The 24,274-nt window shown below is 35.9% G+C and carries 15 protein-coding genes; 1 reads left to right on the plus strand and 14 read right to left on the minus strand.

What is annotated here, in order from left to right; genetic code table 11:
* From AAYQ05_RS14965 to AAYQ05_RS15020, 12 genes are all read right to left on the minus strand, one after another.
* Positions 1-4,637: beta strand repeat-containing protein (locus AAYQ05_RS14965; protein ID WP_343544253.1), on the minus strand; the 4,637-nt coding region annotated here is incomplete at its 3' end.
* Positions 4,638-5,158: 521 nt separating this feature from the next.
* Positions 5,159-6,082 carry a tRNA epoxyqueuosine(34) reductase QueG gene (gene queG, locus AAYQ05_RS14970; protein ID WP_343544411.1) on the minus strand — a complete coding sequence of 308 codons (924 nt, stop codon included), beginning with the start codon at positions 6,080-6,082 and terminating at the stop codon, positions 5,159-5,161.
* Positions 6,082-7,428, minus strand: a complete 1,347-nt coding sequence (locus AAYQ05_RS14975) for a cytochrome P450 (RefSeq protein WP_343544254.1) — start codon at positions 7,426-7,428, stop codon at positions 6,082-6,084. Before AAYQ05_RS14975 ends, queG begins: the two co-directional genes overlap by 1 nt.
* 11 nt (positions 7,429-7,439) lie before the next feature.
* A complete protein-coding gene (gene ruvB, locus AAYQ05_RS14980) occupies positions 7,440-8,462 on the minus strand; it encodes a Holliday junction branch migration DNA helicase RuvB (protein WP_343544255.1) in 1,023 nt (340 codons plus the stop codon).
* A gap of 107 nt (positions 8,463-8,569) precedes the next feature.
* Positions 8,570-10,372, minus strand: a complete 1,803-nt coding sequence (locus tag AAYQ05_RS14985; protein WP_111368034.1) for a cytochrome c oxidase subunit I — start codon at positions 10,370-10,372, stop codon at positions 8,570-8,572.
* A 30-nt stretch (positions 10,373-10,402) separates the two neighbouring features.
* Positions 10,403-11,593, minus strand: coding sequence for a cytochrome c oxidase subunit II (locus AAYQ05_RS14990; protein WP_281631146.1), 1,191 nt, complete (start codon positions 11,591-11,593; stop codon positions 10,403-10,405).
* Between the two features lie 19 nt (positions 11,594-11,612).
* A complete protein-coding gene (locus tag AAYQ05_RS14995; protein WP_343544256.1) occupies positions 11,613-13,007 on the minus strand; it encodes a quinol:cytochrome C oxidoreductase in 1,395 nt (464 codons plus the stop codon).
* Positions 13,008-13,034: 27 nt separating this feature from the next.
* Positions 13,035-13,580, minus strand: a complete 546-nt coding sequence (locus AAYQ05_RS15000) for a c-type cytochrome (RefSeq protein ID WP_177210955.1) — start codon at positions 13,578-13,580, stop codon at positions 13,035-13,037.
* An 8-nt stretch (positions 13,581-13,588) separates the two neighbouring features.
* A complete protein-coding gene (locus tag AAYQ05_RS15005; RefSeq protein WP_111379238.1) occupies positions 13,589-14,113 on the minus strand; it encodes a DUF3341 domain-containing protein in 525 nt (174 codons plus the stop codon).
* The gene (gene nrfD / locus AAYQ05_RS15010) at positions 14,106-15,509 is read right to left on the minus strand and encodes an NrfD/PsrC family molybdoenzyme membrane anchor subunit (RefSeq protein ID WP_008466839.1); all 1,404 of its coding nucleotides are present in this window, start codon (positions 15,507-15,509) and stop codon (positions 14,106-14,108) included. The genes AAYQ05_RS15005 and nrfD overlap by 8 nt, the downstream gene beginning before the upstream one ends.
* Positions 15,510-15,543: 34 nt before the next feature.
* Positions 15,544-18,594, minus strand: a complete 3,051-nt coding sequence (locus AAYQ05_RS15015) for a TAT-variant-translocated molybdopterin oxidoreductase (protein WP_343544257.1) — start codon at positions 18,592-18,594, stop codon at positions 15,544-15,546.
* Between the two features lie 32 nt (positions 18,595-18,626).
* On the minus strand, positions 18,627-19,961 hold the full coding sequence (locus AAYQ05_RS15020; protein ID WP_343544258.1) for a cytochrome c3 family protein: 1,335 nt from the start codon (positions 19,959-19,961) through the stop codon (positions 18,627-18,629).
* 220 nt (positions 19,962-20,181) lie between these two features.
* Here AAYQ05_RS15020 and AAYQ05_RS15025 point away from each other — a divergent pair, with 220 nt between their 5' ends.
* A complete protein-coding gene (locus tag AAYQ05_RS15025) occupies positions 20,182-20,571 on the plus strand; it encodes an SPOR domain-containing protein (RefSeq protein ID WP_281631144.1) in 390 nt (129 codons plus the stop codon).
* A 216-nt stretch (positions 20,572-20,787) separates the two neighbouring features.
* On the opposite strand, the gene AAYQ05_RS21855 is transcribed toward AAYQ05_RS15025, so the two are convergent.
* Both AAYQ05_RS21855 and infB read right to left on the minus strand, forming a co-directional pair.
* Entirely contained in the window at positions 20,788-20,916 is a 129-nt protein-coding gene (locus AAYQ05_RS21855) for a DUF4920 domain-containing protein (RefSeq protein WP_445709717.1), read from the minus strand.
* A 452-nt stretch (positions 20,917-21,368) separates the two neighbouring features.
* On the minus strand, positions 21,369-24,242 hold the full coding sequence (gene infB, locus AAYQ05_RS15030) for a translation initiation factor IF-2 (RefSeq protein WP_343544259.1): 2,874 nt from the start codon (positions 24,240-24,242) through the stop codon (positions 21,369-21,371).
* Between the last annotated feature and the right edge of the window lie 32 nt (positions 24,243-24,274).

Below are 24,274 nucleotides of genomic sequence, written 5' to 3' on the forward strand. Positions count from 1 at the left end.
TGAGTGCAGGTCTGCGTATTTCCTGCCGCATCTTTTGCTGTCCAAGTTACTGTCGTGTTTCCGATTGGGAAACTTGGCGGAGCATCATTCGTCACCGTTACAGTTCCCGTGCAGTTGTCCGATACCGTTGGAGTCCCCAAAGCAACTCCGGTAGCAGTACATGAATTCGCGTCTGCAGAAACTGAAACTGCCGATGGGCATGTGATTGAAGGTTTTTGGGTGTCACTAACTTTTACTGTTGAAACAGCCGAAGTCTGTTCGCAACCTGTTGATGTATTTGTAATTTTTACCTTATATCCGCCATCTTGAGTAACAGTCAATGTTTTATTCACTTGGCCAGATATTATAACGTCATCTCTATACCAAACGTAAGTTGCAGAGCTTGCGTTTGAATTTGCTGTTAATGTTGTTGTTAAACATGCTGTTAAATTTCCTGATATAGTTGCTGTTGGTAATGCTTTTACAGTAACTGTATGCGTTGTAGTGGCAGGGCCATTACATCCTGCAGCACTCGCTGTAATTATAGTTGTTCCAGACCATTCAGCAGCATAAGTTACCGCGCCAGTAGTCGAATTTATTGTATTACCACCCGCAATACTTGCAGAATCAAGATTATACGTGATCCCTGTAGAATTAGTTGCTGTTGTAGTTCTTGTTATTGTTTCAACTCCTTGGCAACGAGAAGACGATGCAGGTGAAAATGGTGCAATTGTTACATTTGGAGTTAAAGTAACCTTTCCTTGAATTGTAGCTTCTAGACAAGGCGAAGTATGACCAACTGTAGTAATGATATAAGTACCTGCTGTTGTAGGGTTTCCAGAAATTGTAACTGTTTTTGCATTAGTGTCAACCGCAGCAGATAATCCTGTAGGCAAGCTAGATACTGTAGCATTTGTAGCACTTCCACCAAAAGTATATACTGCACTAGGAACTGATGCTCCAGAACAAACTGTTGGATTTTGAGTACCACTTGTAAATACAATAGTAGAAGCATTATTTACAACAGCTGCAACAGCAATTCTAGACGTTGACGTACAACCTAACGATGTTACTGCTCCAACATAGTAAGTTGTAGTAGCTGTTAAATTTGGAGTATTAAAAGTGGTTCCTGTTTCTAATACTTTCGAACTTGTAGGATCTGCATACCAATTAATAGTCGCTCCATTTGACGCAGCTGCAGTTAATTTCACTGATCCAGAGCCACATATTGAACCTTCTGTTGTTGAATTTATTGTTGGTACTGTATTTATTGTTGCAACAACTTCTGTTCTTGTTGGTGTAGAACAACCATTTTCTGTTGCTTCAACATAATAAGACGTTGATGTTGATAAACTTGGCGTCGTAAAACTTTCTCCTGTTCCCAATGATGAACCTCCTGTAGAAGCTGCATACCAGTTAATAGTTCCTGCTGATGCTGTAGCGCCTAAAGTTACTTCTCCTGTACCACATCGTGAAGCTGGAGTGCTTCCCGTTATTGTTGGTTTTGCATTAATAACAAAATTAACTGCAGCTCTACAGTTTGAATTACCAGAACAAGCGGCATAATACGTTTTCGATCCTGCTGTGGCAGTATTTGTCAATCCAGAATCTGTAACTCCCACCGGATTAAAAGAAGATCCCGTATAAATGGATGTTCCTCCAGTTGCTGTAGTATACCATTCTATTCCTCCGATAGTATAGGTTACCGTAATTTGAATGTAGTCAACAGAGGCTGTTATATCATTGCCCTTTGTTCTTGTAATATTTGCAGATAAAACCACTCCAAAATTTGATGCAATAATATCTGCAGGAGTCCAAGAGGTTCCCCACAAATCTGCTGTTCCACCATAATTGGTCAATGCAGTAGCGCTAGTATTCCAATTAGCTGTTTTACTTTTATTTACGTCTGTAATTACTCCTCCTTTTACTAAACTAACAACATTATCCTTCACATACACAGAGCTACTGTTTCCAACACTGCTAAAACTATTAATTCCTACTTGAATTCCTGTAATTGTAGCGTTTGAAGGAATATCAAATTTAAAATTTGTTCCTTGAAGATATTTAGTTGCGACTGTAGTATCTCCTCCACTATTTACCGTTACAGTCGCATTGACAGAATTATTAGAAATAATATTGCCTGGATTTGTCCAATCAATACCCGAACCTGCATTAACACCTGTACTTGCAATTTTTGCCCCTGTACTGCTTATAGATCCACATGGAGAAGTAGCTGTTAAAAACCCTGAGCCATTTTGACAAATTGCTACTCCAGTAACTGTTGGTGCACCAGCAACTGCATTAATGACAATACCTGCATTTGCAGCAGAAGTACATCCCTGTGCATTTGTTGTGGTTATAGAATAAGTGCCTGGTACTAATCCGGAAAAAATACCAGTTGTGCTACTAACTGAAGCAGAAACAGGATTTGTTCCCGTTAAAGTATAACTTATCCCAGAGCCATTTGCAGGCGTATTAACTGTTATTTTACCGGTTGGAGATTCGCAAGTTGTTTGAGTTACACTCACCGTTGGAGCTGCAGGCAAAGCTAAAATTGAAATATCATCAACGTCAGTGCTTGTTCCATTAAAATTTACACCTGGAACATTTGATTGGCCTGTACCTTCATACGTTTTATTTGCACTACCATAAGCATTTGCAAATGCCGTTATTCTTCTATTGGAATTGGCTGTTGTACGTGTTGGGTCAAGATATAATGCTTGTGCATTTGCACTATAAATTCCTTCCGCTATAGAAGCTGCCACTTTTCCAACTAAAGTTATGGTAACAATACCATTTTGTGCAATGTTAAATCCTCCAAAAACAGGATTATTAGCCGTAGCTGTAGCCGAATTAGCTAAAGTTCCAGCTGGACCCGAAGTTCCAGTAGAATAAATTGCCGTAGCTGAATCAAATTCGATACCTGGTGGAAAACTAAAATCCAACATCACCCCAGCAGCATTTCCTGCTCCAGTATTTTTTATTTCAATTTCATAAGAAACTTTTTCATCAATAGCATTACAAACGGCAATAGTAGATAATGTTTTTGCTTTTGTCTCAAGAACTGGGAAACAATTTGCATTAACTTGAAGATTTGGCGGTACATCTGCAACTGTGAAAGTTGATACATAGCCAACTGTTCCAGCTACAGCACCATGATTGATTCCTTTTCCCGCATTAGATTTACCTGCCGCGCCACCAAGTACACTAGTCGTAATGGTTACTGTACTTGAAACATTATGGCAGATAATTCCACCACCTCCACCTCCACCTGGTCCATGTTCATTGTTATCGTCATTTTCAGTATTTCCTCCAGCACCACCATTTGCTTCTATTTTTATATTCGCTGTACTATTATTAGATACATTCAATAAAACTGTTCCACCAGCTCCTCCTCCTCCTGCACCATCTGGTGAATTAGCATAAGTTCCTGGTGCTCCTTTTCCTCCATTGGCATAAATAGTACCGTTTCCTAAAACGTTCCCGGCATTAATAAGAATAATTGCCCCTCCAACACCACCTTTTACTCCAGTAGAGGCATCATTAGCATCTCCTGCACCTCCACCTCCGCCCATAATAAGCCTAGGAAATTTTTCAATTGTAGAATACGATTTTGATCCTGGTCTTCCTGCTCCTGTAAGATTATTAGAAATGAGATCTCCTCCTCCTCCTTGCCAGCCAGCTCCTCCCAGACCACCAAATCCGCCATTACCACCGCCACCGCCACCAGTGTTGTGATCATTACCTCCTCCTCCTGCATTGGCAGGAGCACCCCTTCCCGAAGAACCTCCTGGCATTCCTTCCACTGTATTTGCTACCTGATTAAAGCCATCCCACATATATTTAGGAGTACCAGCTATTCCTTCTCCTTTTCCAGAAACATTACTTTTTGAAGAATCATCAACATAAGTTTTAGAATCGTTAATACCCGAATTTGCTTTTGGACTATATCCTCCTCGAAACCCTCTAGCACTACCATCAATACTAAAACCATTAAAATTGAATGTTCCAGAAACATTAAAAGCAATAATACCACCGGCAACTCCATTAAACGGTGGTGTAGTAATATTGGCTGTAAGGGTTAAATTAGAGTATTGAGGTACTCTCACTACTTGAAATGTTCTCTTTCCTCGTGTTGTCGTAGCATTGGCATTATAAAAACTATTCAAAACACCATTATTGCTACCAGTACCTTTAAACGTTAAATTTCCTCCCGTCAAGGGTACATTATTTGTTGCAATTACATATTCAAAAACCCCAGTGTTGCCAAGAGATGTAAATCCAGTTCCTCCAATATAATCTGGGCCACTATTTGTCGCACCAGAACCATAACTAGTTGTATTTGTATAATTTATCGTTGCATCTTGCATTTGAATAATTAAAATCAAGTCTCCAGCAGAAATTGGAGTTATACCAAAATTATTCGAATATTGATCTGTTGCAGGCACTCCTGCCAACAGAATAGATTGTGCTCCTGCATTTAAAGTAATATTCCCTGTAATCGGATAGTAAGTATTCACAGAACTTGATACTGCAACGGGGCCATCAACTCCAGGAGTTCCACATACTTGTGCAAATGAAACTATTGGTAATGTGGCAAATAAAATAAAAAGAATTAGCCTGAAAAATCCAGACTTACAAAAAGTAAAGTTACGCATAGACGACTTGTGTTTGTGGAACAGAAATTTTGGATGCTAAAAAACGGATGATCATTTTTAGCATATTGGTGAGATACGTGAAAAAATATAAAATGGATTTAAAAAAACTTAAAACAGTTTTTTCAAGACTAAGACATAAAAAAGACATTATGCAGACCATTGCCATATAGTAAAATAAAGACTATAAAAGTCTCTCTGGTTTTAAATTAAGTAGATTTGGAAAGCGCGAAAGTATATCGCGGAATGAAATCGAGCATCATTATACCGACAAAATGCATATAAAGTCGTTAAACAACAATTTTTAACAAATGTTCAACTCGCTAAATATGCTAAAATTGTAACAATTTGATTATGAAGTAGTAAAAAAATCTTAAAATTTTACGAATAAATCTAATTCTTACAAAAAATACTGATAAAATTGTAAGAAACCATAACTATTAAAAATAAGTTTTTATTTACATACAAAATTATAACCATCTAAAAACAAGATAATTACATTAAATACTCCAGACACAATATTTCTATTTTAAAAAATTAATATTACGTTTTAAGCCGTCGAATTTTGTTCTTTTGATTGGGGAATTTTTAAAAACTGTACGGAAAGTTTCCTCTGTAATCTCTAACCAGTCTTTTTTGGTAAAGGAAAGTAAGTTTGGATTAGGATTAAACAAAGGCTCTGAGTGTGGTTTAGAAAATCGATTCCATGGACAAACATCTTGGCAGGTATCACAGCCAAACATCCATTCATCAAATTTTCCTTTCATTTCTTCTGGAAGATTTTCTTTTAGTTCGATAGTGTAATAAGAAATGCATTTACTCCCATCAACAATATAGGGAGCTACAATTGCCTGTGTGGGACAGGCATCAATACAGGCAGTACAAGAACCGCAATGATCTGTAACAGCATGATCATATTCTAGTTCTAAATCAATGATAAGTTCGGCAATAAAGTAAAAAGAGCCAACTTTTTGAGTAATCAAATTACTATTTTTTCCAATCCAGCCCAACCCGCTTTTCGCTGCCCAGGCTTTATCTAAAACAGGCGCTGAATCGACAAAAGCACGTCCAGAAACTTCACCGATATTTTCTTGAATAGAATGGAGAAACTCTTTTAATTTATCTTTAATTACAAAATGATAATCTTGCCCATATGCGTATTTAGAAATTTTAAAACTTTCGCTGTTTTGCGTAGAATCTGGATAATAATTTAATAAAAGCGATACAACACTTTTACCATCATCTACTAATAAAGTTGGATCTAGTCGTTTATCAAAATGGTTTTCCATATAAGCCATCTGACCATTATGATTGTTCTTTAACCAATTTTCAAGACGAGGTGCTTCTTGTTCTAAAAAACCTGCTTTAGAAATACCGCAAGAAAGAAAACCAAGTCTTTTGGCTTCCTCTTTTATAAATTTCGAATATTTTTCTTTAGCATTAATCATCATCTTTCAGAAAAAACAATTTCAATACCAACAGGTTTCAAAGTAATTAACGGATTAAAATTGACCGTATTTCCTACTGAAACAACTTTAAATTTTTTAACAATATAAGAAATCGCCAAACACATTTCATATATGGCAAAACCAGCACCAATACACATTCTTGGTCCTGCTCCAAATGGGTAAAAATATTGCATGGAATGCTTTTTTTGCTCTCCTAAAAAACGATCTGGATTGAACTGATCAGGCTCTTCCCAATATTTCGGATTTCGATGCAACTCATAAAAAGAAACACCAATTAAAGTATCTTTTTTTATATTAAACCTGCCTAAAGAATCGTCTTCTACATTTTGCCTATCTGTAATCCAAGCCGGCGGATATAAACGCATCGATTCGTTCAAAACCGCATTTATATAAGTCATCTTCTGAAGCTGTTCTACGACATCATCGCTTTCTGATTCAACTTTAAGAATTTCTTCAAAAACTTTTTGCTGTACATCGGCATGATTCCCTAATAATTGTAATGTAAAAGTCAAAGCATTGGCGGTTGTCTCATGTCCCGCAATAAATAGAATTTTTATTTCGTCGATTAACTGCTCGATTGACATTCCTTCGCCAGTATCTTCGTAACGAGTTTCTAATAGCATGTTAAGCAAATCGTTTACTTCATTCTTCGAAGCAACTCTTTCTTCAATAATTCCTCTAATGATTCTATTATTTTCTTCAGCCAATTGAAGATGTTTTTTTACTTGGCCACTAATAGAAAACCACCATCCTTTATGTGGCAATCTAATTTCTTTAATTAGAAAATTCTGAACTGCTTCAATAATATATTTTATCCTATCTAACTTTTCCTCTTCAATAGAAAATTGAAATAATGATTTTGCGACAACATTAAAAGCTAATTCGCTCATTACTGGAAAAAGATCGACTTTCTTATTCAGTACTATACCTTCCAGCTCAGAAACAATCGTAATCTTCATATTTTCAACTAGCTGATTCATTTTTTGCTTATGAAATGCGGGCTGAATAAGTCTTCTTTGTTTTAGCCAAAATTCGCCATCAACAGTTAGCAGGCCTTTGCCCAAATATTTAGATAAATAAACAGACTGAAACTTCGATTTATGATAGTTCTTATGGTTCTTCTGTAGTATATATTGAGCAACATCATTATCTCTAGATAAAATAATGTGTCTACTTTTTCCAATTCTTATAGAAAAAGAATCTCCTAACCTTTCAAAATACTTTCTATGATACGGAATCGGGTTTCTACGAACACCTTCGGCATCAACAAAAAATCTAAAAATAGAGAGTTTTAGCGGATAATTATATTTTTTACCTATAGACATTTCTATCAGTATTAAAACAACTCTCCTTGATTATTTATGTTTACTTTGCCAAGATGTTTATAAGCCTTATCGGTAACTTCTCTACCTCGAGGTGTTCTCATAATAAATCCTTCCTGAATCAAAAATGGTTCATATACTTCTTCTATAGTTTCACTACTTTCACTTACAGCTGTCGCCAAAGTTGAAAGTCCAACTGGACCTCCCTTAAATTTATTGATAATGGTCAGTAATATTTTATTATCCATTTCATCCAAACCATGAGCATCTACATTAAGTGCTTTTAAGGCATATTTTGAAATTTCTATATCAATTCTTCCATTACCTTTAATTTGGGCAAAATCACGAACACGTCTTAATAATGCATTTGCAATACGAGGAGTTCCACGGCTTCTGCCAGCAATTTCAATCGCTGCTTCCAGATCAATTGGTGTTTTTAATATGGAAGCACTTCTCTCAACAATTGTAGTTAAAAGTTCAGTGGTATAATATTGTAAACGCGAAGATATTCCGAAACGGGCACGCATTGGGGCGGTCAGTAATCCTGATCGTGTTGTTGCTCCGATCAAAGTAAAAGGATTTAAATTGATTTGAACTGTTCTAGCATTTGGCCCCGATTCAATCATAATATCAATCTTGAAATCTTCCATCGCTGAATACAAATACTCTTCAACAACTGGACTCAAACGATGAATCTCATCAATAAACAAAACATCTCTCTCGTCTAAGTTTGTTAGCAAACCAGCCAAATCACCCGGCTTATCTAATACTGGACCAGAAGTAATTTTAATACCTACCTCCAATTCATTTGCTAAGATATTTGCTAAAGTAGTTTTCCCTAGACCTGGAGGACCATGGAAAAGTGCATGATCAAGTGCTTCGCCACGCTGATTGGCTGCGGCAACAAAGACTTTTAAATTTTCCAAAACTTGATCTTGCCCAGCAAAATCATCAAATGACAGCGGACGCAATCTTTTCTCAAGATCTAACTCTTCTGAGTTATATCCTTTAGTAGTAGGATCTAGATTTTCATTCATCCTACAAAGATATGGAAACTAATCAGTTTGTAAAATAGCAAAACTGAACGATTAAAACTTTAACTATACAAAAAAGGCTGTCATTTCTGACAGCCTTTGATTATTTTTTAGTGGTGTAAAACTTCTTCACCTTCTTTCATTGGTACATTTTGAGGAACAAAATCTACATCGTGATTTGGGTTACTATAGTCATACGGCCAACGATATACGTGAGGAATTTCTCCTGGCCAGTTTCCGTGGATATGCTCAACTGGAGTTGTCCACTCTAAAGTTGTAGATTTCCAAGGATTTTGAACTGCTTTTTTACCGTAGAAAATACTGCTAAAGAAGTTATATAAGAATACTAACTGGAATGCACCTCCTACAAGAGCAAATGTTGTAATTAAAACATTCACATTTTGCAAATCATCAAATAATGGGAAGTTAGTATTTGTATAGTAACGTCTTGGTAAACCAGCTAATCCGATAAAGTGCATTGGGAAGAAAACCCCATAAGCACAAACCGCAGTTACCCAGAAGTGGATATAACCTAAGTTTTTATTTAACATTCTTCCGTACATTTTAGGGAACCAGTGGTAAATACCAGCAAACATTCCGTAAAGTGCAGAGATACCCATTACTAAGTGAAAGTGAGCAATTACAAAGTATGTATCGTGAACGTTAATATCTAGAGTACTATCTCCTAAAATGATCCCTGTTAAACCTCCAGTGATGAAAGTAGAAACCATTCCGATAGAGAATAACATTGCAGGGTTAAATTGTAAGTTACCTTTCCATAAAGTTGTAATCCAGTTGAATGCTTTTACAGCAGACGGAATTGCAATCAATAAAGTTGTAAAAGTAAATACAGATCCTAAGAAAGGATTCATACCTGAAATAAACATGTGGTGACCCCAAACAATTGTAGATAAAAATGCAATTGCAAGAACTGACATAATCATCGCTCTATAACCAAAAATTGGTTTACGAGCATTTGTAGCCATAATTTCTGAAACAAGACCCATCGCTGGTAAGATTACGATGTAAACCTCAGGGTGACCTAAGAACCAGAATAAGTGCTCAAACAATACTGGAGAACCTCCTTGGTAGTGTAAAACCTCTCCTGCAATATAGATATCAGATAAGAAGAATGAAGTACCAAAACTTCTATCAAAAATCAATAGTAACGCTGCAGATAATAAAACTGGAAACGAAATAACACCAATGATAGCTGTTACAAAAAATGTCCAGATTGTAAGAGGAAGTCTAGTCATAGACATTCCTTTAGTTCTTAAGTTAAGTACAGTAACAATGTAATTTAAAGATCCCATCAAAGAAGATGCGATAAAAATCGCCATAGACACTAACCATAATGTCATACCTGTTCCTGATCCTGGAATTGCTTGCGGCAATGCACTTAAAGGAGGGTAAATCGTCCATCCTGCAGATGCTGGTCCAGCCTCAACAAATAATGAACATAACATTACAACTGCAGATAAGAAAAACAACCAGTATGAAATCATATTCATAAATCCAGATGCCATATCTCGTGCTCCAATTTGAAGCGGAATCAATAAGTTACTAAACGTTCCACTTAAACCTGCCGTCAGTACAAAGAATACCATGATGGTACCGTGAATTGTAACTAAAGCCAGATAAATATCATTTGCCATTACACCATCAGGTGCAAATTTATCTCCTAATAAAACATTAAATATTTTGAAAGACTCTTCTGGCCACGCTAATTGCATTCTAAAAAGCAAGGACATTGCAATCCCAATTACTCCCATAACAATACCAGTAATCAAGTATTGTTTAGCAATCATTTTGTGATCAATACTAAAAATATATTTAGTAATGAACGTGTCTTTATGATGATGTTCGTGCTCGTGATCGTGTCCGTGATCGTGACCGTGCGCTTCTGCTGACATATATTTGTACTTTAAATTTTCTTAATAATATTATTTCATCGCAACTTTAGCTACAGCCGCTTTAACAGTATCAACAACAGTTTTAACAGTGTCAATTACTTTTGCAGCAGTATCTGTAGTTGGTGCAGCTCCTTCAGCTGGTTTTTCAGCAGCTTTTGCAGCTTTAATATCCTGAGCTAAAGTAGTTTTTTCACTTAACCATTTTTTGTAATCCTCTGGTGTATCAACTACAACTTTCATCTGCATGTTATAGTGAGAAGCTCCACAGATTTTATTACATAATAATAAATAATCAAATGTATAAGGATCTAAAGCTGTACCTCCTTTTGCAACTAACTCAGCACTTTTTTCAGCTCTAAGTTTATTGATGTGCGCTACTTTCTCTACCATAAATGGTAACTCTCTGTACTCTGAAGTTGTATAAGTTGGAACGAAAGCAAATTCAGTAACCATACCAGGAACACAGTTCATTTGTGCTCTAAAGTGAGGAAAGTAAGCAGAGTGCAATACATCCTGAGAACGCATTTTAAAGTGAACTTTTTTACCTTTAGGAATATGCAATTCTGAAACAACGATATCATCTTGAGCATTTGGATCTGACATATCAACTCCTAATGTATTTACTCCTTCAATTAAACGTACGTTTGCTTTTCCTAATACATTATCTTGCCCAGCGTATCTTGCTGTCCATTTAAACTGTTGAGCATATAATTCAATTTCGATTACATCTTCATCTTTATCAACGAACATAATGTTATTCCAAGCATATAATCCATAAAGAATTAAACAAGCTAAAACAACAGACGGAATGATACTCCAGATTGCTTCTAATTTATTACTATCTGCAAAAAACAATGCTTTTTTATCTTTATTCCCTCTATTTTTAAAAGAAAACCAATAAAGCAAACCTTGTGTAATAACTTGAACTATAAAGATTAAAACCCAAGTAATATTCATTAAATTATCTACTAAAAGTCCGTGCTCAGAAGCAGGAGTATGAAGTGCCAAATTACCCCATTTTAGTAAACCATAAATAGTAAATATATAAATGAAAGCCAAAAAGCCAAACATAATATATCCCTGAATATTATTATCATTATCAGATGCAACTTGTGAATCATCCGAAGAAGTTCCTACCTGAGTAAGATCAAATATCTTCGTCAATTGCCATAGTGCAACTGCTAATAAAACTAAAACTATAATTACCAACAAACTTGTCATCTGTTTACTTCTTTAAATATTAATAATGAAAATGTTTACTTTCTTCAATGAAAGGATTTCTTTTTGCAAGCAAAGGAGATTTAGTTAATGCAGTAAATACAACAAATATAAATAGACCTAAGAAGAAAAGAATCGATGCAATTTCAGGAACTCCAATAAACCATTTGTCTCCTACAGTACCAGGCATAATCATATTAAAGAAATCAACATAATGACCTAATAATATTACAATACCAGCCATAACAACAACCCAGTTAAGACGTTTGAAGTCAGTATTGATTAATATTAATAATGGGAAAACAAAGTTCATAACAACCGCTCCAAAGAAAGGAAGGTTATATAATTGAATTCTTGTCACAAAATAAGTTACCTCTTCTGGAATGTTAGCGTACCAAATCAACATAAATTGAGAGAACCATAAATAAGTCCAGAATACACTAATACCAAACATGAACTTAGCCAAATCATGGATATGACTTGTATTTACATACTCTAAATATCCTTTTGATTTTAAATAAATTGTTACTAATGCAATAGATGTAATACCGCTTACAAAGAAAGAAGCAAATACATACCATCCAAATAAAGTACTGAACCAGTGTGGATCAAAAGACATAATCCAATCCCAAGACATAATAGACTCAGAAACGATAAAGAATACTAAGAATCCTGCAGATGCTTTGAAGTTCTTTTTGTAGTAAAGATCGTCATTAGCTTCATCTTGTGCCAAACAGTTTTTTCTAGAAAAATGACGGTAGATATTCCATCCTAATAAAAAGATAAAAGCTCTAGCAATCCAGAAAGGAAAGTTTAAATATCCAGATTTCCCAGCAATGATGGCATCATAATTCGGGCTTTTAGGATCAGTTACGCCTTCTCCTAACCATACGAAGATGTGATTAAAATGTAATCCACATAATACTAAAAGTATAAAGAAGATTACAGAACCAGCTGGTAAATAAGCAGTTATACCTTGCATAACTCTAAACAAAACTGGAGACCAACCTGCTTGCGCAACTTGTTGAATAGCATAGAAAGCTAAAACTCCCATTGAAAGCAGTAAAAAGAAAATACAAGCTACATATACAGCAGACCAAGGCTTATTTTGCAATTGGTGCAATACGTGTTCTAAATGTTTTTCGTGCTCATTTGCACCAGAAACTTCTGCATGCTCAGCTCCTTTGTGAGAGTCATGTGCAACTTCAGCAGCCTCATGATGACCAGCCTCTTTATGAGATGCCTCCGCTTTTTCTTCATGCGCAGCGCCATGAGAACCATGTTCATCTGCCGCAAGTATTTTTTCAACTTCTTGAATATCTTTTGGTGCACTTAAAAAACCATACCCAATTCCTAATAGACCAACAGCCATTAAGATGATAGAAAAAGTTTTTAATTTACTTGAAAATGTATACATATCTATTACGATCAGTTTGTTCAACAATTATAATTGGCTTTTTAGTTTCAGAACATAGTCAGCAACTAACCAACGTTCGTGAGCACTTAATTGATTTGCATGTGAACCCATTGCATTTAAACCATAAGTCTCAACATGAAAGATACTTCCTTCAGTGATCTCTCTGTCTTTATAGCTAGGTACTCCAAGAAATTTCTCTCTTTCAACCAATTTACCTTTACCGTTACCAGCAGCACCATGGCAGCTAATACAATAAATTTCGAAAAGTTCTTTCCCTTTTCCAGAGTTTCTCTCTTCTTCTGTCAAAGGTGATTTTAAATTAGCTTTTGCTAATTCATAACCAGCAGTTGAATTTTCATATTCATAAGGTTCAAAACCTCTATTGATAGTTCCTGCAACAGGAAGCTGTCCTTCTTTTCCTCCCTTAAATATTTTTGCTTCTGAATATGGCTCGTAAGCAACAGACTCATACATATTTGGGAAATACTGATAGTTCGGTGCCGAATTATTGTGGCAAGATGAAACTAAAATAGTTATACCAACTAAAAGTGTTATTTTATATATCCTTTTCATAGCTACAATTAATTCTTTTCTATTACTTTAACTTCCACAGCTCCAGTTCCTTCAAAGAAAGAAACCAATTCAGCTTCGTTATCATTTACAGCAACCTCCATTAAAAAGTGGTCATCAGTTGTTCTTACATCTGGATTTTCAGCTTCTTTAAAAGGCCATAATCTACTTCTCATATAAAAAGTAATTACCATTAAGTGAGCTGCAAAGAACACAGTCATCTCAAACATAATTGGCACAAAAGAAGGCATATTTTGGATGAAGCTAAAACTTGGCTTACCTCCAATATCCTGTGGCCAGTCATGAATCATGATGTACCCCATCATAGTTGTTGCAACAGAAATACCAACACATCCATATAAAAAAGCACATATTGCTAATCTTGTTGGTGCTAATCCCATGGCTTTATCCAATCCGTGAACCGGGAATGGAGTAAAAACCTCTTCAATATGATGATGAGCAGCTCTAGTTTTCTTTACTGCACTCATCAAAACGTCATCGTCATTATAAATGGCGTATATAACTTTATTACTCATGATGTGAATCTTTACTGTTTGCTCTTTCTCTAATGTAATTATCTCCTGTTCCTTTCAAAATTGTTTTAACCTCTGCCTGAGCAATTACAGGGAATGTTCTAGAGTATAATAAAAACAATACGAAGAAGAAACCAATTGTTCCAATGAAAATTCCAATATCAACAAATGTTGGTGAAAACATTGTCCAAGAAGATGGAAGGTAATCTCTATGTAAAGAAGTAACAATAATTACGAATCTTTCAAACCACATACCAATGTTTACTACAATCGAAATAATGAATGAGAACATGATACTAGTTCTTAATTTTTTGAACCACATAAACTGAGGAGAGAACACGTTACATGTCATCATTGACCAATATGCCCACCAGTAAGGTCCAGTAGCTCTGTTTAAGAATGCATATTGTTCATATTCTACACCTGAATACCAAGCTACGAATAACTCAGTGATGTAAGCTACACCTACAATAGATCCAGTAATCATGATAATGATGTTCATTAACTCGATATGCTGTAATGTGATGTATGCCTCAAGGTTAGATACTTTTCTCATAACAATCAACAATGTGTTTACCATCGCGAATCCAGAGAAAACCGCTCCAGCAACGAAGTATGGAGGGAAAATTGTTGTATGCCATCCAGGAATTACAGAAGTAGCAAAGTCCATAGATACAATCGTGTGTACAGAAAGTACAAGTGGAGTAGCTAAACCAGCTAATACTAAAGATACTTCTTCAAAACGCTGCCAGTCTTTTGCTCTACCGCTCCATCCAAAACTTAAGATAGAATAAACTCTTTTGTTAAAAGGAGTAATAGCTCTATCACGAAGCATTGCAAAGTCAGGTAACAAACCAGTCCACCAGAAAACTAATGATACTGAAAGATACGTTGAAATCGCGAATACGTCCCAAAGTAAAGGTGAGTTAAAGTTTACCCATAAAGATCCAAATTGGTTTGGAATAGGTAATACCCAGTATGCTAACCATGGACGTCCCATGTGAATAATTGGGAAAAGACCCGCTTGTACTACTGAGAAAATAGTCATTGCTTCAGCAGAACGGTTGATGGCCATTCTCCAACGTTGACGGAAAAGTAATAATACCGCAGAAATTAATGTTCCGGCGTGACCAATACCAACCCACCAAACGAAGTTAGTAATATCCCAAGCCCAGCCAACTGTTTTATTTAATCCCCATGTTCCGATACCGGTAGATACGGTGTAAATTATACAACCTAACCCCCAAAGGAAGGCTATTAATGCGATTGAAAATACAATCCACCATTGCTTGTTTGCAGGTCCCTCAACAGGTGCTGCTACATCTACAGTTACATCGTGATAAGATTTATCACCTATAACTAAAGGTTTTCTAATGGGTGCTTCGTAGTGAGACGACATAATCCTTTATATTGTTTCTTAATTAATAATTTTACTAAGTATTTCTAACTTTAACATGGTAAACCACATTAGGTTTTGTACCTACATGCTCTAATAAGTGGTATGATCTTTCGTCAGCCGCTAATTTAGCAACTTTACTTTCTTTATCATTTACATCACCAAATATCATCGCTCCTGAAGAACAAGCACTAGAACAAGCTGTTTGGAATTCACCATCTCTAACTGGACGGCCTTCGTTTTTAGCTTTCAATTTAGTTGCTTGTGTCATTTGGATACACATAGAACATTTCTCCATAACACCACGAGAACGTACGTTAACGTCAGGATTTAACACCATACGGCCTAAATCATCGTTCATATGATAATCGAACTCGCTGTTTTTGTTGTATAAGAACCAGTTAAAACGACGTACTTTATATGGACAGTTGTTTGCACAGTAACGAGTACCAACACATCTGTTGTAAGCCATATGGTTTTGACCTTCACGACCGTGAGAAGTTGCAGCAACAGGACAAACTGTTTCACAAGGTGCGTGGTTACAGTGTTGACACATTACAGGTTGGAATGCAACTTGTGGATTATCTCCAGCTTTTTCCATTTCATTAAATGTAGATAATGAACTAGATAAACCAGCGATTCCCTCTTTTCTTTCGTTATCACCTTCAAAAGTGCTTTCAGAAGAATAATATCTATCGATACGCAACCAGTGCATATCACGGCTTCTTCTTACCTCTGCTTTACCAACAACTGGAACGTTGTTTTCTGCGTGACAAGCAATAACACAAGCCCCACATCCAGTACAAGCATTTAAGTCAATTGAAAGATTGAAGTGGTGCCCTGTTGTACGATCGAATGATTCCCAAAGATCTACAGTAGTAGCCTCAACTTCTTGGTGATCTAAAGATACCATTGGTTTTTCATTCCAATGTTCAGCATCTTTAGTATTGAATATTTCTAAAGTAGTTTCTTTAATAATATCTCCTCTACCCATTAAAGTTTTCTGACCTTGAACACAAGCAAACTCATGAACACCACCAGCTTTAGCAATAGATACTGATTGAACATTATTGAAACCTTTATATAAAGCGTAAGCATTTAAACCTACTTGCATTTCTTCTTTTAGAGCCGCTTTACGTCCATAACCAAGAGCAAGACCGATAGTTCCAACTGCTTGACCTGGCTGAACGATAACTGGAACATTCTCCAATTTAGCTCCATCAACAGTAATTGTAGCATAACTACCGTTCAAACCTCCATTTGCAACAATTTCGTTTGATAAACCAAGTTTTTTAGCATCTGCATTAGAAACTGTAACGTAGTTATCCCATGAAACTCTTGTAATTGGATCTGGAAACTCTTGTAACCAAGGGTTGTTAGCGTGTTGTCCATCTCCTAGTCCTGTTTTAGTATATAATACCAATTCAAACTCACCAGCAGATTTAGATTTTGCAACAGCATTTGCAGCTGTAGCAGCATCAATAGCGCCTCCAGATAATGCTGTAGATCCAAGAACAGCTACACCATCATGTAATACTTTATTCCAAGAAGCACCTGCAGTATAAGCTCCAGAATTTGCTTTTAAGTAGTCATAATAAGTACCAGCAGCACCGTTTACTGACAATAAAACATCTTGAAATTGTTTTGTATTGAAAATAGGACGGATTGTAGGCTGAGTTAAGCTATATGTTCCGCTTGTAAGTTCAAGATCTCCCCATGATTCTAAGTAGTGAGGAGCTGGCGCAGCAATTGAAACAATTGATGCAGTTTCGTCTTCTTTTAATGAAAAAGCAACAGACGTTTTAACTTTTTTCAATCCAGATACAAAAGAAGCTGAATCAGCTAAAGTGTAAACAGGATTAACTCCACTCATAATTAAAGTATGAACACTGCCTGCATTCAAATCTTTAATTAACTGTGCAACTACAGCATTAGAACCTTTTCTAATTTGTCTAGCTCCAGCAGTACTAAAAGCTTCACTAGCCAATACTTGATTGATAGCCAAAACTAATAATTGAGCATTTTTATCTTCAATTCCAGATACTAAAACTCCTTTTGAACCAGCAGCTTTAAGCTGTTGTGCAGCTTTTACTACTTCAGCTTTAAAGTTTCCTTCTAAAGCTACAGGAACAGAAGCACCTACAACAATATTATAAATTTGAACTAAAGCTTGCTTTTGAGCAGCTACAGTCATTGGAACACGCTTATCAGCAGCAGCTCCAGATAATGTCATGTTTGACTCAAACTGAAAGTGACGAGACATTTTTCCGTTTTGAGGAATACGTCCTTGTGCATATCCAGTATCATATCCTCCACCTTGCCAATCTCCTAAGAAATCAGCTCCAACAGATACAATTAAAGAAGCTTTTGAAAAATCGTAATCAACTAAAGCTCTTTGACCATAAACAGATTCAAAAGCATCTAAAGCCTCAGATGATGAAACTGCATCATATACAACGTGCTTAGCGTTTGGATTTTTTGCAATAAACTCAGCAATTAATTTTTCTGTAGATGGACTTGCTAAAGTATTAGTTAATAACACTACTTGTCCGCCTTTAGCTTTTGCATCTGCTAAACTAGATTTGATTTTCAAATCAACAGCTGTCCAAGAAGAATTTTGACCATCTACTTTTGGCTCTTTTAAACGAGTACTATCATACAAACCTAAGATAGAGGCATGAATTCTAGCATTTGCAGAAAACTTAGCTCCTGCAATTGTATTGTTTTCAATTTTAATTGGACGACCCTCACGAGTTTTCACCAAAAGATTAGCAAAATCAAATCCATCAAAAACTGTAGTTGCATAATAATCTGCAACACCAGGAATGATTTGTTCTGGTTGTAATACATAAGGGATAGACTTGTGAACAGGACCTTCGCAAGCAGCTAATGTTACAGCCGCTGTACTAAACCCTACGTACTTTAAAAAGTCACGACGTGAAGTTCCTGATGTAGCTAAAGCTTCTGCATTACCTAAAAACTCATCAGTAGGAATCTCTTCAACAAATTCGTTATTTCTAAGCGCCTCAACAATAGAGCTATTTTCTAGCTCTTCAACACTTTTCCAGTATTTTTTGTTTGATGACATTGTATATATATATTAAAATCTTAATAAATCGATTAATAGTGGCATTTACCACACTCTAAACCTCCCATTTGCGCTGCAGTTAATTTTTCTACACCGTATTTTTTAGAAAGTTCAGCATGAATTTTGTCATAGTAAGCGTTACCTTCCATCTTAACATCAGTTTTTCTATGGCAATCAACACACCATCCCATTGTTAATTTAGAGTACTGCTTCATGATTTCAAATTCTTGCACTGGTCCGTGACAAGTTTGACATTCAATACCTGCAACAGAAACGTGTTGAGAGTGGTTGAAGTAAACAAAGTCAGGCAAGTTGTGAATACGAACCCATTTTACAGGCTGTGTTTTTCCAGTATAAGCTTGTTTCGTCTTATCCCATCCAACAGCATCATATAATTTTTGAATCTGAGCATCGTAGAAAGCTTTGCTGTACTCTGGAGTAGCAGTTGATTCTGCAACCTCTGAAATGTTTTTATGACAGTTCATACAAACATTTAAAGAAGGAATACCAGCTGTTTTACTTACACGAGCAGCAGAATGGCAATACTTACAATTGATTTCATTATCACCAGCGTGAATTTTGTGAGAGTAGTGAATTGGCTGAATTGGCTCATAATTTTGATCTACACCTACTTGCATTAAGTACCCATAAACAAAATAACCACTAGCTAAAAGCAAGAAAATTGCAGTTACTAAAACCAAGAATTGATTTTTAGCGAAAACTTTCCAGATTGGAAGTCTTGCTTCTTTTGGAGCAACCTCAATACCATTTTTATTTGCAACTTTAGTTAAAACCTTGTTTACCATAAACAACATCACAACTAAAATAGCCATTACAAGAGCAAGAGCTCCTAAAATAATGTTATTTGAAATAGCACCGTCCTGAACACTTGTACCAGGAGGAGTTGCAGCACCTCCCGCAGCCGCAGCTGGTTCAGCCTTAGGCTCAGAAGTGTAAGCTATAATATTATCAATATCTCCTTCAGACAATTGAGGAAACGAAGTCATAACAGCTTTGTTATTTTCCTCAAAAAGTTTAACAGCAACAGCATCACCTGACTTAATCATGTCAGAACTGTTATGCACCCACTTGTAAATCCAAGCCATATCATGCTTAGAAGCAACTCCCCTTAAAGCAGGACCAGTTGATTTAGCATCTAATTTGTGACATGCAGCGCAATTTGCATTAAAAAGTTCCTTCCCTTTTACTGGATCACCTCCTCCTGCAGCTGGAGCAGCCGCAGCAGCCTCAGGCGCCGCCGGAGCAGCAGCATCTTGAGCAAATGAAGTTAGGGAGAAAATTAACGTTAGCGATAAGCCAAACAGCAATTTTCTTGAGATCGAATTATGGTTACCCACCTTTTTCATATAGTATAAATAATTGTCTACTAATTTTTGGTATGATTTTTTCTGTACTAAATCCAGTAAAAACCTATACCCTCTTTTAAAACTTGCACAAAAATACGACTTATGAACTATTCTCAAAACCTTAAAATAGTCTTAATTATCAATTTATATCAATTCTAAATAATATTAAAATTTCACACTCAAACTTTAAATAGTATTTTTGCATAAAAACCATCACATTATGAGAATTTTAAGTCCTTCAAAAAACCTTTTATTAACAATTACAACGATTGCTTTCGCACACAATATTAATGCTCAAGACCAAAATTTAACATTGAACCAAGACCCTAAATTTGAGCAGTTACTTAATGAGAAACGCAAAATTAACACGTCAATAAATACAAACGACACTTATAGGATTCAAATATTTAGCGGTAAAAGCGACGAGGCAAAAAAAACGTTATCTGATTTTAAAAGAGAAAATTCAAATATTGACGGAACGATTATTTTCAGCACACCTAATTACAAAGTAATTGTTGGAAATTTTAAAACCAGAATAGAAGCCGAGAGAAATTTGGCAGAAATTAAAAAAAGATACAAAAGCGTTTTCCTACTTAAGCCCGGAAAGTAAAACGTAGAAAAACAAAAAAAGCGAGATTTACTTCTCGCTTTTTTATTGCCTTTAAAATACCACATCTCCACATATCAAACAAAGATCAATCTGCTATAGATTTCAAGAATTCCAAAAACTTTACACTACAACCTCCTAACCTAATCTATAACTTTAATTCCGCTTGCCAAAAAACGATTTTCTTCTCTAGGGGTTTTAACAGCATTTATTCCTGCTTTATTTTTTAGCATCTTTTGCATAACGCTTCAACTCTTCAACAGATGTTATTTTTCGTTCTGTACCAGCCCCTAAAACAAAATTTCTAACCTTTAATGCTATAGGAACAAAAAACGAATAACCCTTCATTTAACAAAGAAAGACGCTCCGTCTGCCGCCTTTATATTTACCCAGTATCCTTTTTTAGGACAAACACCTATTACCTCTCCCCTAACAACAACTTTTTCCATTTTATTTGTAGCTTTTAAATCTTTTCTGATCCGTTACAGCAATCACACCATTAATAAAAGCACCTAAAACCTCTTCTCCGCAATAATCCTTTGTTAAGGTATTACCAGCAGGCGAAACTGCTTTTTTCTATAACTTCTTGAGCAAAAAACAAAGCAGAAAAGCAAATAAACACAATTATCCAGTAGAGTCTATTTTTCATATTACGTTAATTTTTATTCAACTTACCAAAATTCATACAAACTAAAAATACACACTTGCCTCAAAACATTCTAAAGCATCACAACTCAAATTTATAAACACAAAAAAAAGTCCCAATTCACATTGAGACTTTTAAATATATTAATTGAATCTTATTTCAATTTCTTTTTGATTGCTACTTCATGGTAAGACTCAATAACATCATTAATTTCAATATCATTAAATCCTTTTATCTGTATACCACAATCATAACCTTTAGTTACTTCTTTCACGTCGTCTTTAAAACGTTTTAAAGCAACTAGCTCACCTGTATGAACTACAACTCCATCTCTAATAACTCTAATTTTAGCAGCTCTCAAGATTTTACCATCAGTCACCATACAGCCGGCAATTGATCCAACTTTAGAAATTTTGAAAATCTCACGAATTTCAGCTGTTCCTAAAACTTCTTCTTTCATTTCTGGTGCCAACATTCCTTCCATCGCATCTTTCAAGTCATCGATAGCAGCATAAATGATAGAATAGTAACGAATGTCGATTTCTTCTTTATCAGCAAGCTGTCTAGCATTTCCAGCAGGACGAACATTAAATCCGATAATGATTGCATCTGATGCAGAAGCCAAGTTAACATCGGTTTCTGTAATTGCTCCAACACCTTTATGAATGATATTGATTTGAACTTCTTCTGTTGAAAGTTTAGAGAACGAATCTGATAATGCTTCAACAGATCCATCAACGTCTCCTTTAAGAATAACATTCAATTCTTTAAACTGGCCAAGAGCGATACGACGTCCAATTTCATCAAGCGTAATATGTCTTTGAGTACGTACAGATTGTTCGCGCATTAATTGAGAACGTTTAGATGCAATTTGTTTTGCTTCTTTCTCATCTTCAAAAACGTTAAACTTATCACCTGCAGTTGCTGCTCCATCCAAACCTAAAACAGACACAGGAGTTGAAGGACCAGCACTTAATACCGTATGCCCTCTTTCATCATGCATTGCTTTAACTTTACCATGATGCTTACCAGCAAGCATATAATCTCCAATTTTCAAAGTACCTTGTTGTACTAAGATAGTAGACACATATCCTTTTCCTTTATCTAAATAAGCCTCAACAACAGTTCCTTGAGCCGCTTTATTTGGATTTGCTTTTAGATCTAAAATTTCAGCTTCCAATAAAACTTTCTCCAATAATTCTTTTACTCCTGTTCCAACTTTTGCAGAAATATCATGTGACTGAATTTTTCCACCCCAATCTTCAACAAGTAAATTCATACCAGCCAAACGCTCTTTAATTTTATCAACATTCGCGTTTGGTTTATCAATTTTATTGATTGCAAATATAATTGGCACTCCCGCAGCTTGTGCATGAGAAATCGCCTCCTTTGTTTGTGGCATGATATCATCATCTGCCGCCACTACGATGATAGCTATATCGGTAACCTGAGCTCCACGTGCACGCATCGCAGTAAACGCCTCGTGACCTGGAGTATCTAAGAATGCGATTTTTTGACCATTATCTAAAGTAACTCCATACGCTCCAATGTGCTGTGTAATACCTCCTGACTCACCAGCAATTACATTTTCTTTACGGATATAATCCAGTAAAGATGTTTTACCGTGGTCAACGTGACCCATTACTGTCACAATCGGCGCTCTTGTTACTAAATCTTCTTCTCTATCTTCTACAACTTCTATTGCTTCTTCAATATCAACTGTAATAAATTCAACATCGTAACCAAATTCATCTGCTACAATAGTTAATGTTTCAGCATCTAGACGCTGGTTCATGGTAACCATGATTCCAAGAGACATACAAGTTCCAATTACTTTAGTAATCGGCACATCCATCATAATTGCAATTTCACCTACAGTAACAAACTCAGTAACTTTGATTGTTTTACTTCCTTCATCAAGCGCTCTTTGCTCATCATCAGATTTCTGACGGTGCGTTTCTCTTTTATCTCTTCTATATTTTGCCGCTTTAGATTTTCCTCCTTTACCTTGAAGTTTTTCAAGAGTTTCTCTAATTTGGTTTTTTACTTCTTCTTCTGTAGGCTCAACTTTAGCTACAATTGCAGGACGGTTTCCTTTTACAAAACCTGGTCTTTGGCTTCTATTAGCATTAAAACCTCCACCATTGTTATTTTGACCCGGCTTATTTTGATTTGGAGTACCAGGCGCATTACCTGTAGCAGGCTTTGGCGCACCAGATGTACCCGGCTTTGGACCAATTCTTTTACGCTTATTTTTATTTGCGTTGTTATTATTCCCAACTCCAGGAGTCCCAGGTTTATTCTGAGCCGCTTTAGGATCTTCTTTCTTTTTCTTAGGCTTATTAAATTGAGATAAATCAATTGTCTGCCCTGTAAGAGTTGTTCCTGTAAGCTTTTGATATTGAGTAGTAATAGTTTCCTCTGAAGTTGTCGGATCAGTAGACACGATTGGCTCCTGAGCAACTTTAGATTCTGCTTTAACTTCTTTTTTCTCAGTAATAATAGGTTCTTCTTTTTTTGTTTCAGAAACAGGAGTTGAAACAACTGGTTCAGATTTCACTGTTTCATTCTGAACAAGTTTTTCTGGCTGCACAGGCGCAGCAACAACTTTTGGCTCTTCAACCTTAGCTGTTTCCTCAGAAGGAGTAATCGCAGGTTTTTTTGGATTCAAGTCAATTTTACCAACTTGTACAGGACCAGAAACAACTGCTCTTGCTTTAATTATTTCTTGCTGTTTTTGACGCTCTTCTTCTTGTCTGCGTTTGTCTTCAATTTCTTTTTCACGCTCTACACGCAATGCTTCTTTTTCCTTTCTTTTTTCTTCTCCAACCTCTTTAGAAGCCTCCTTGTTCCCCTTATCGCCCGCAAATTGGCTTTGAAGGATATTAAATTCACTGTCAGAAATTTTTGCATTTGGATTTGCATCAATAGCAATTCCCTTATCTTTCAGATAATCTACAGCTCTTTCTAACGAAATATTTAATTCCCTTAAAACCTTGTTTATTCTTATTACTCTCTCTTCAGACATATAACCTTTTTATTATTACCTTTTTCGTTGTG

The sequence above is a fragment of the Flavobacterium movens genome (assembly GCF_039581425.1).
GTDB classification, from domain to species: domain Bacteria; phylum Bacteroidota; class Bacteroidia; order Flavobacteriales; family Flavobacteriaceae; genus Flavobacterium; species Flavobacterium luteolum.

Bases quoted from the DNA above. Each gene is read 5' to 3' on its own strand.
- AAYQ05_RS14995 (WP_343544256.1), bottom strand. From the start codon at position 13,007: ATGTATACATTTTCAAGTAAATTAAAAACTTTTTCTATCATCTTAATG.
- queG (WP_343544411.1), bottom strand. From the start codon at position 6,082: ATGATTAATGCTAAAGAAAAATATTCGAAATTTATAAAAGAGGAAGCC.
- AAYQ05_RS15025 (WP_281631144.1), top strand. From the start codon at position 20,182: ATGAGAATTTTAAGTCCTTCAAAAAACCTTTTATTAACAATTACAACG.
- AAYQ05_RS15005 (WP_111379238.1), bottom strand. From the start codon at position 14,113: ATGAGTAATAAAGTTATATACGCCATTTATAATGACGATGACGTTTTG.
- nrfD (WP_008466839.1), bottom strand. From the start codon at position 15,509: ATGTCGTCTCACTACGAAGCACCCATTAGAAAACCTTTAGTTATAGGT.
- AAYQ05_RS15020 (WP_343544258.1), bottom strand. From the start codon at position 19,961: ATGAAAAAGGTGGGTAACCATAATTCGATCTCAAGAAAATTGCTGTTT.
- infB (WP_343544259.1), bottom strand. From the start codon at position 24,242: ATGTCTGAAGAGAGAGTAATAAGAATAAACAAGGTTTTAAGGGAATTA.
- AAYQ05_RS21855 (WP_445709717.1), bottom strand. From the start codon at position 20,916: ATGAAGGGTTATTCGTTTTTTGTTCCTATAGCATTAAAGGTTAGAAAT.
- AAYQ05_RS14975 (WP_343544254.1), bottom strand. From the start codon at position 7,428: ATGTCTATAGGTAAAAAATATAATTATCCGCTAAAACTCTCTATTTTT.
- AAYQ05_RS15000 (WP_177210955.1), bottom strand. From the start codon at position 13,580: ATGAAAAGGATATATAAAATAACACTTTTAGTTGGTATAACTATTTTA.
- AAYQ05_RS15015 (WP_343544257.1), bottom strand. From the start codon at position 18,594: ATGTCATCAAACAAAAAATACTGGAAAAGTGTTGAAGAGCTAGAAAAT.
- ruvB (WP_343544255.1), bottom strand. From the start codon at position 8,462: ATGAATGAAAATCTAGATCCTACTACTAAAGGATATAACTCAGAAGAG.
- AAYQ05_RS14985 (WP_111368034.1), bottom strand. From the start codon at position 10,372: ATGTCAGCAGAAGCGCACGGTCACGATCACGGACACGATCACGAGCAC.
- AAYQ05_RS14990 (WP_281631146.1), bottom strand. From the start codon at position 11,593: ATGACAAGTTTGTTGGTAATTATAGTTTTAGTTTTATTAGCAGTTGCA.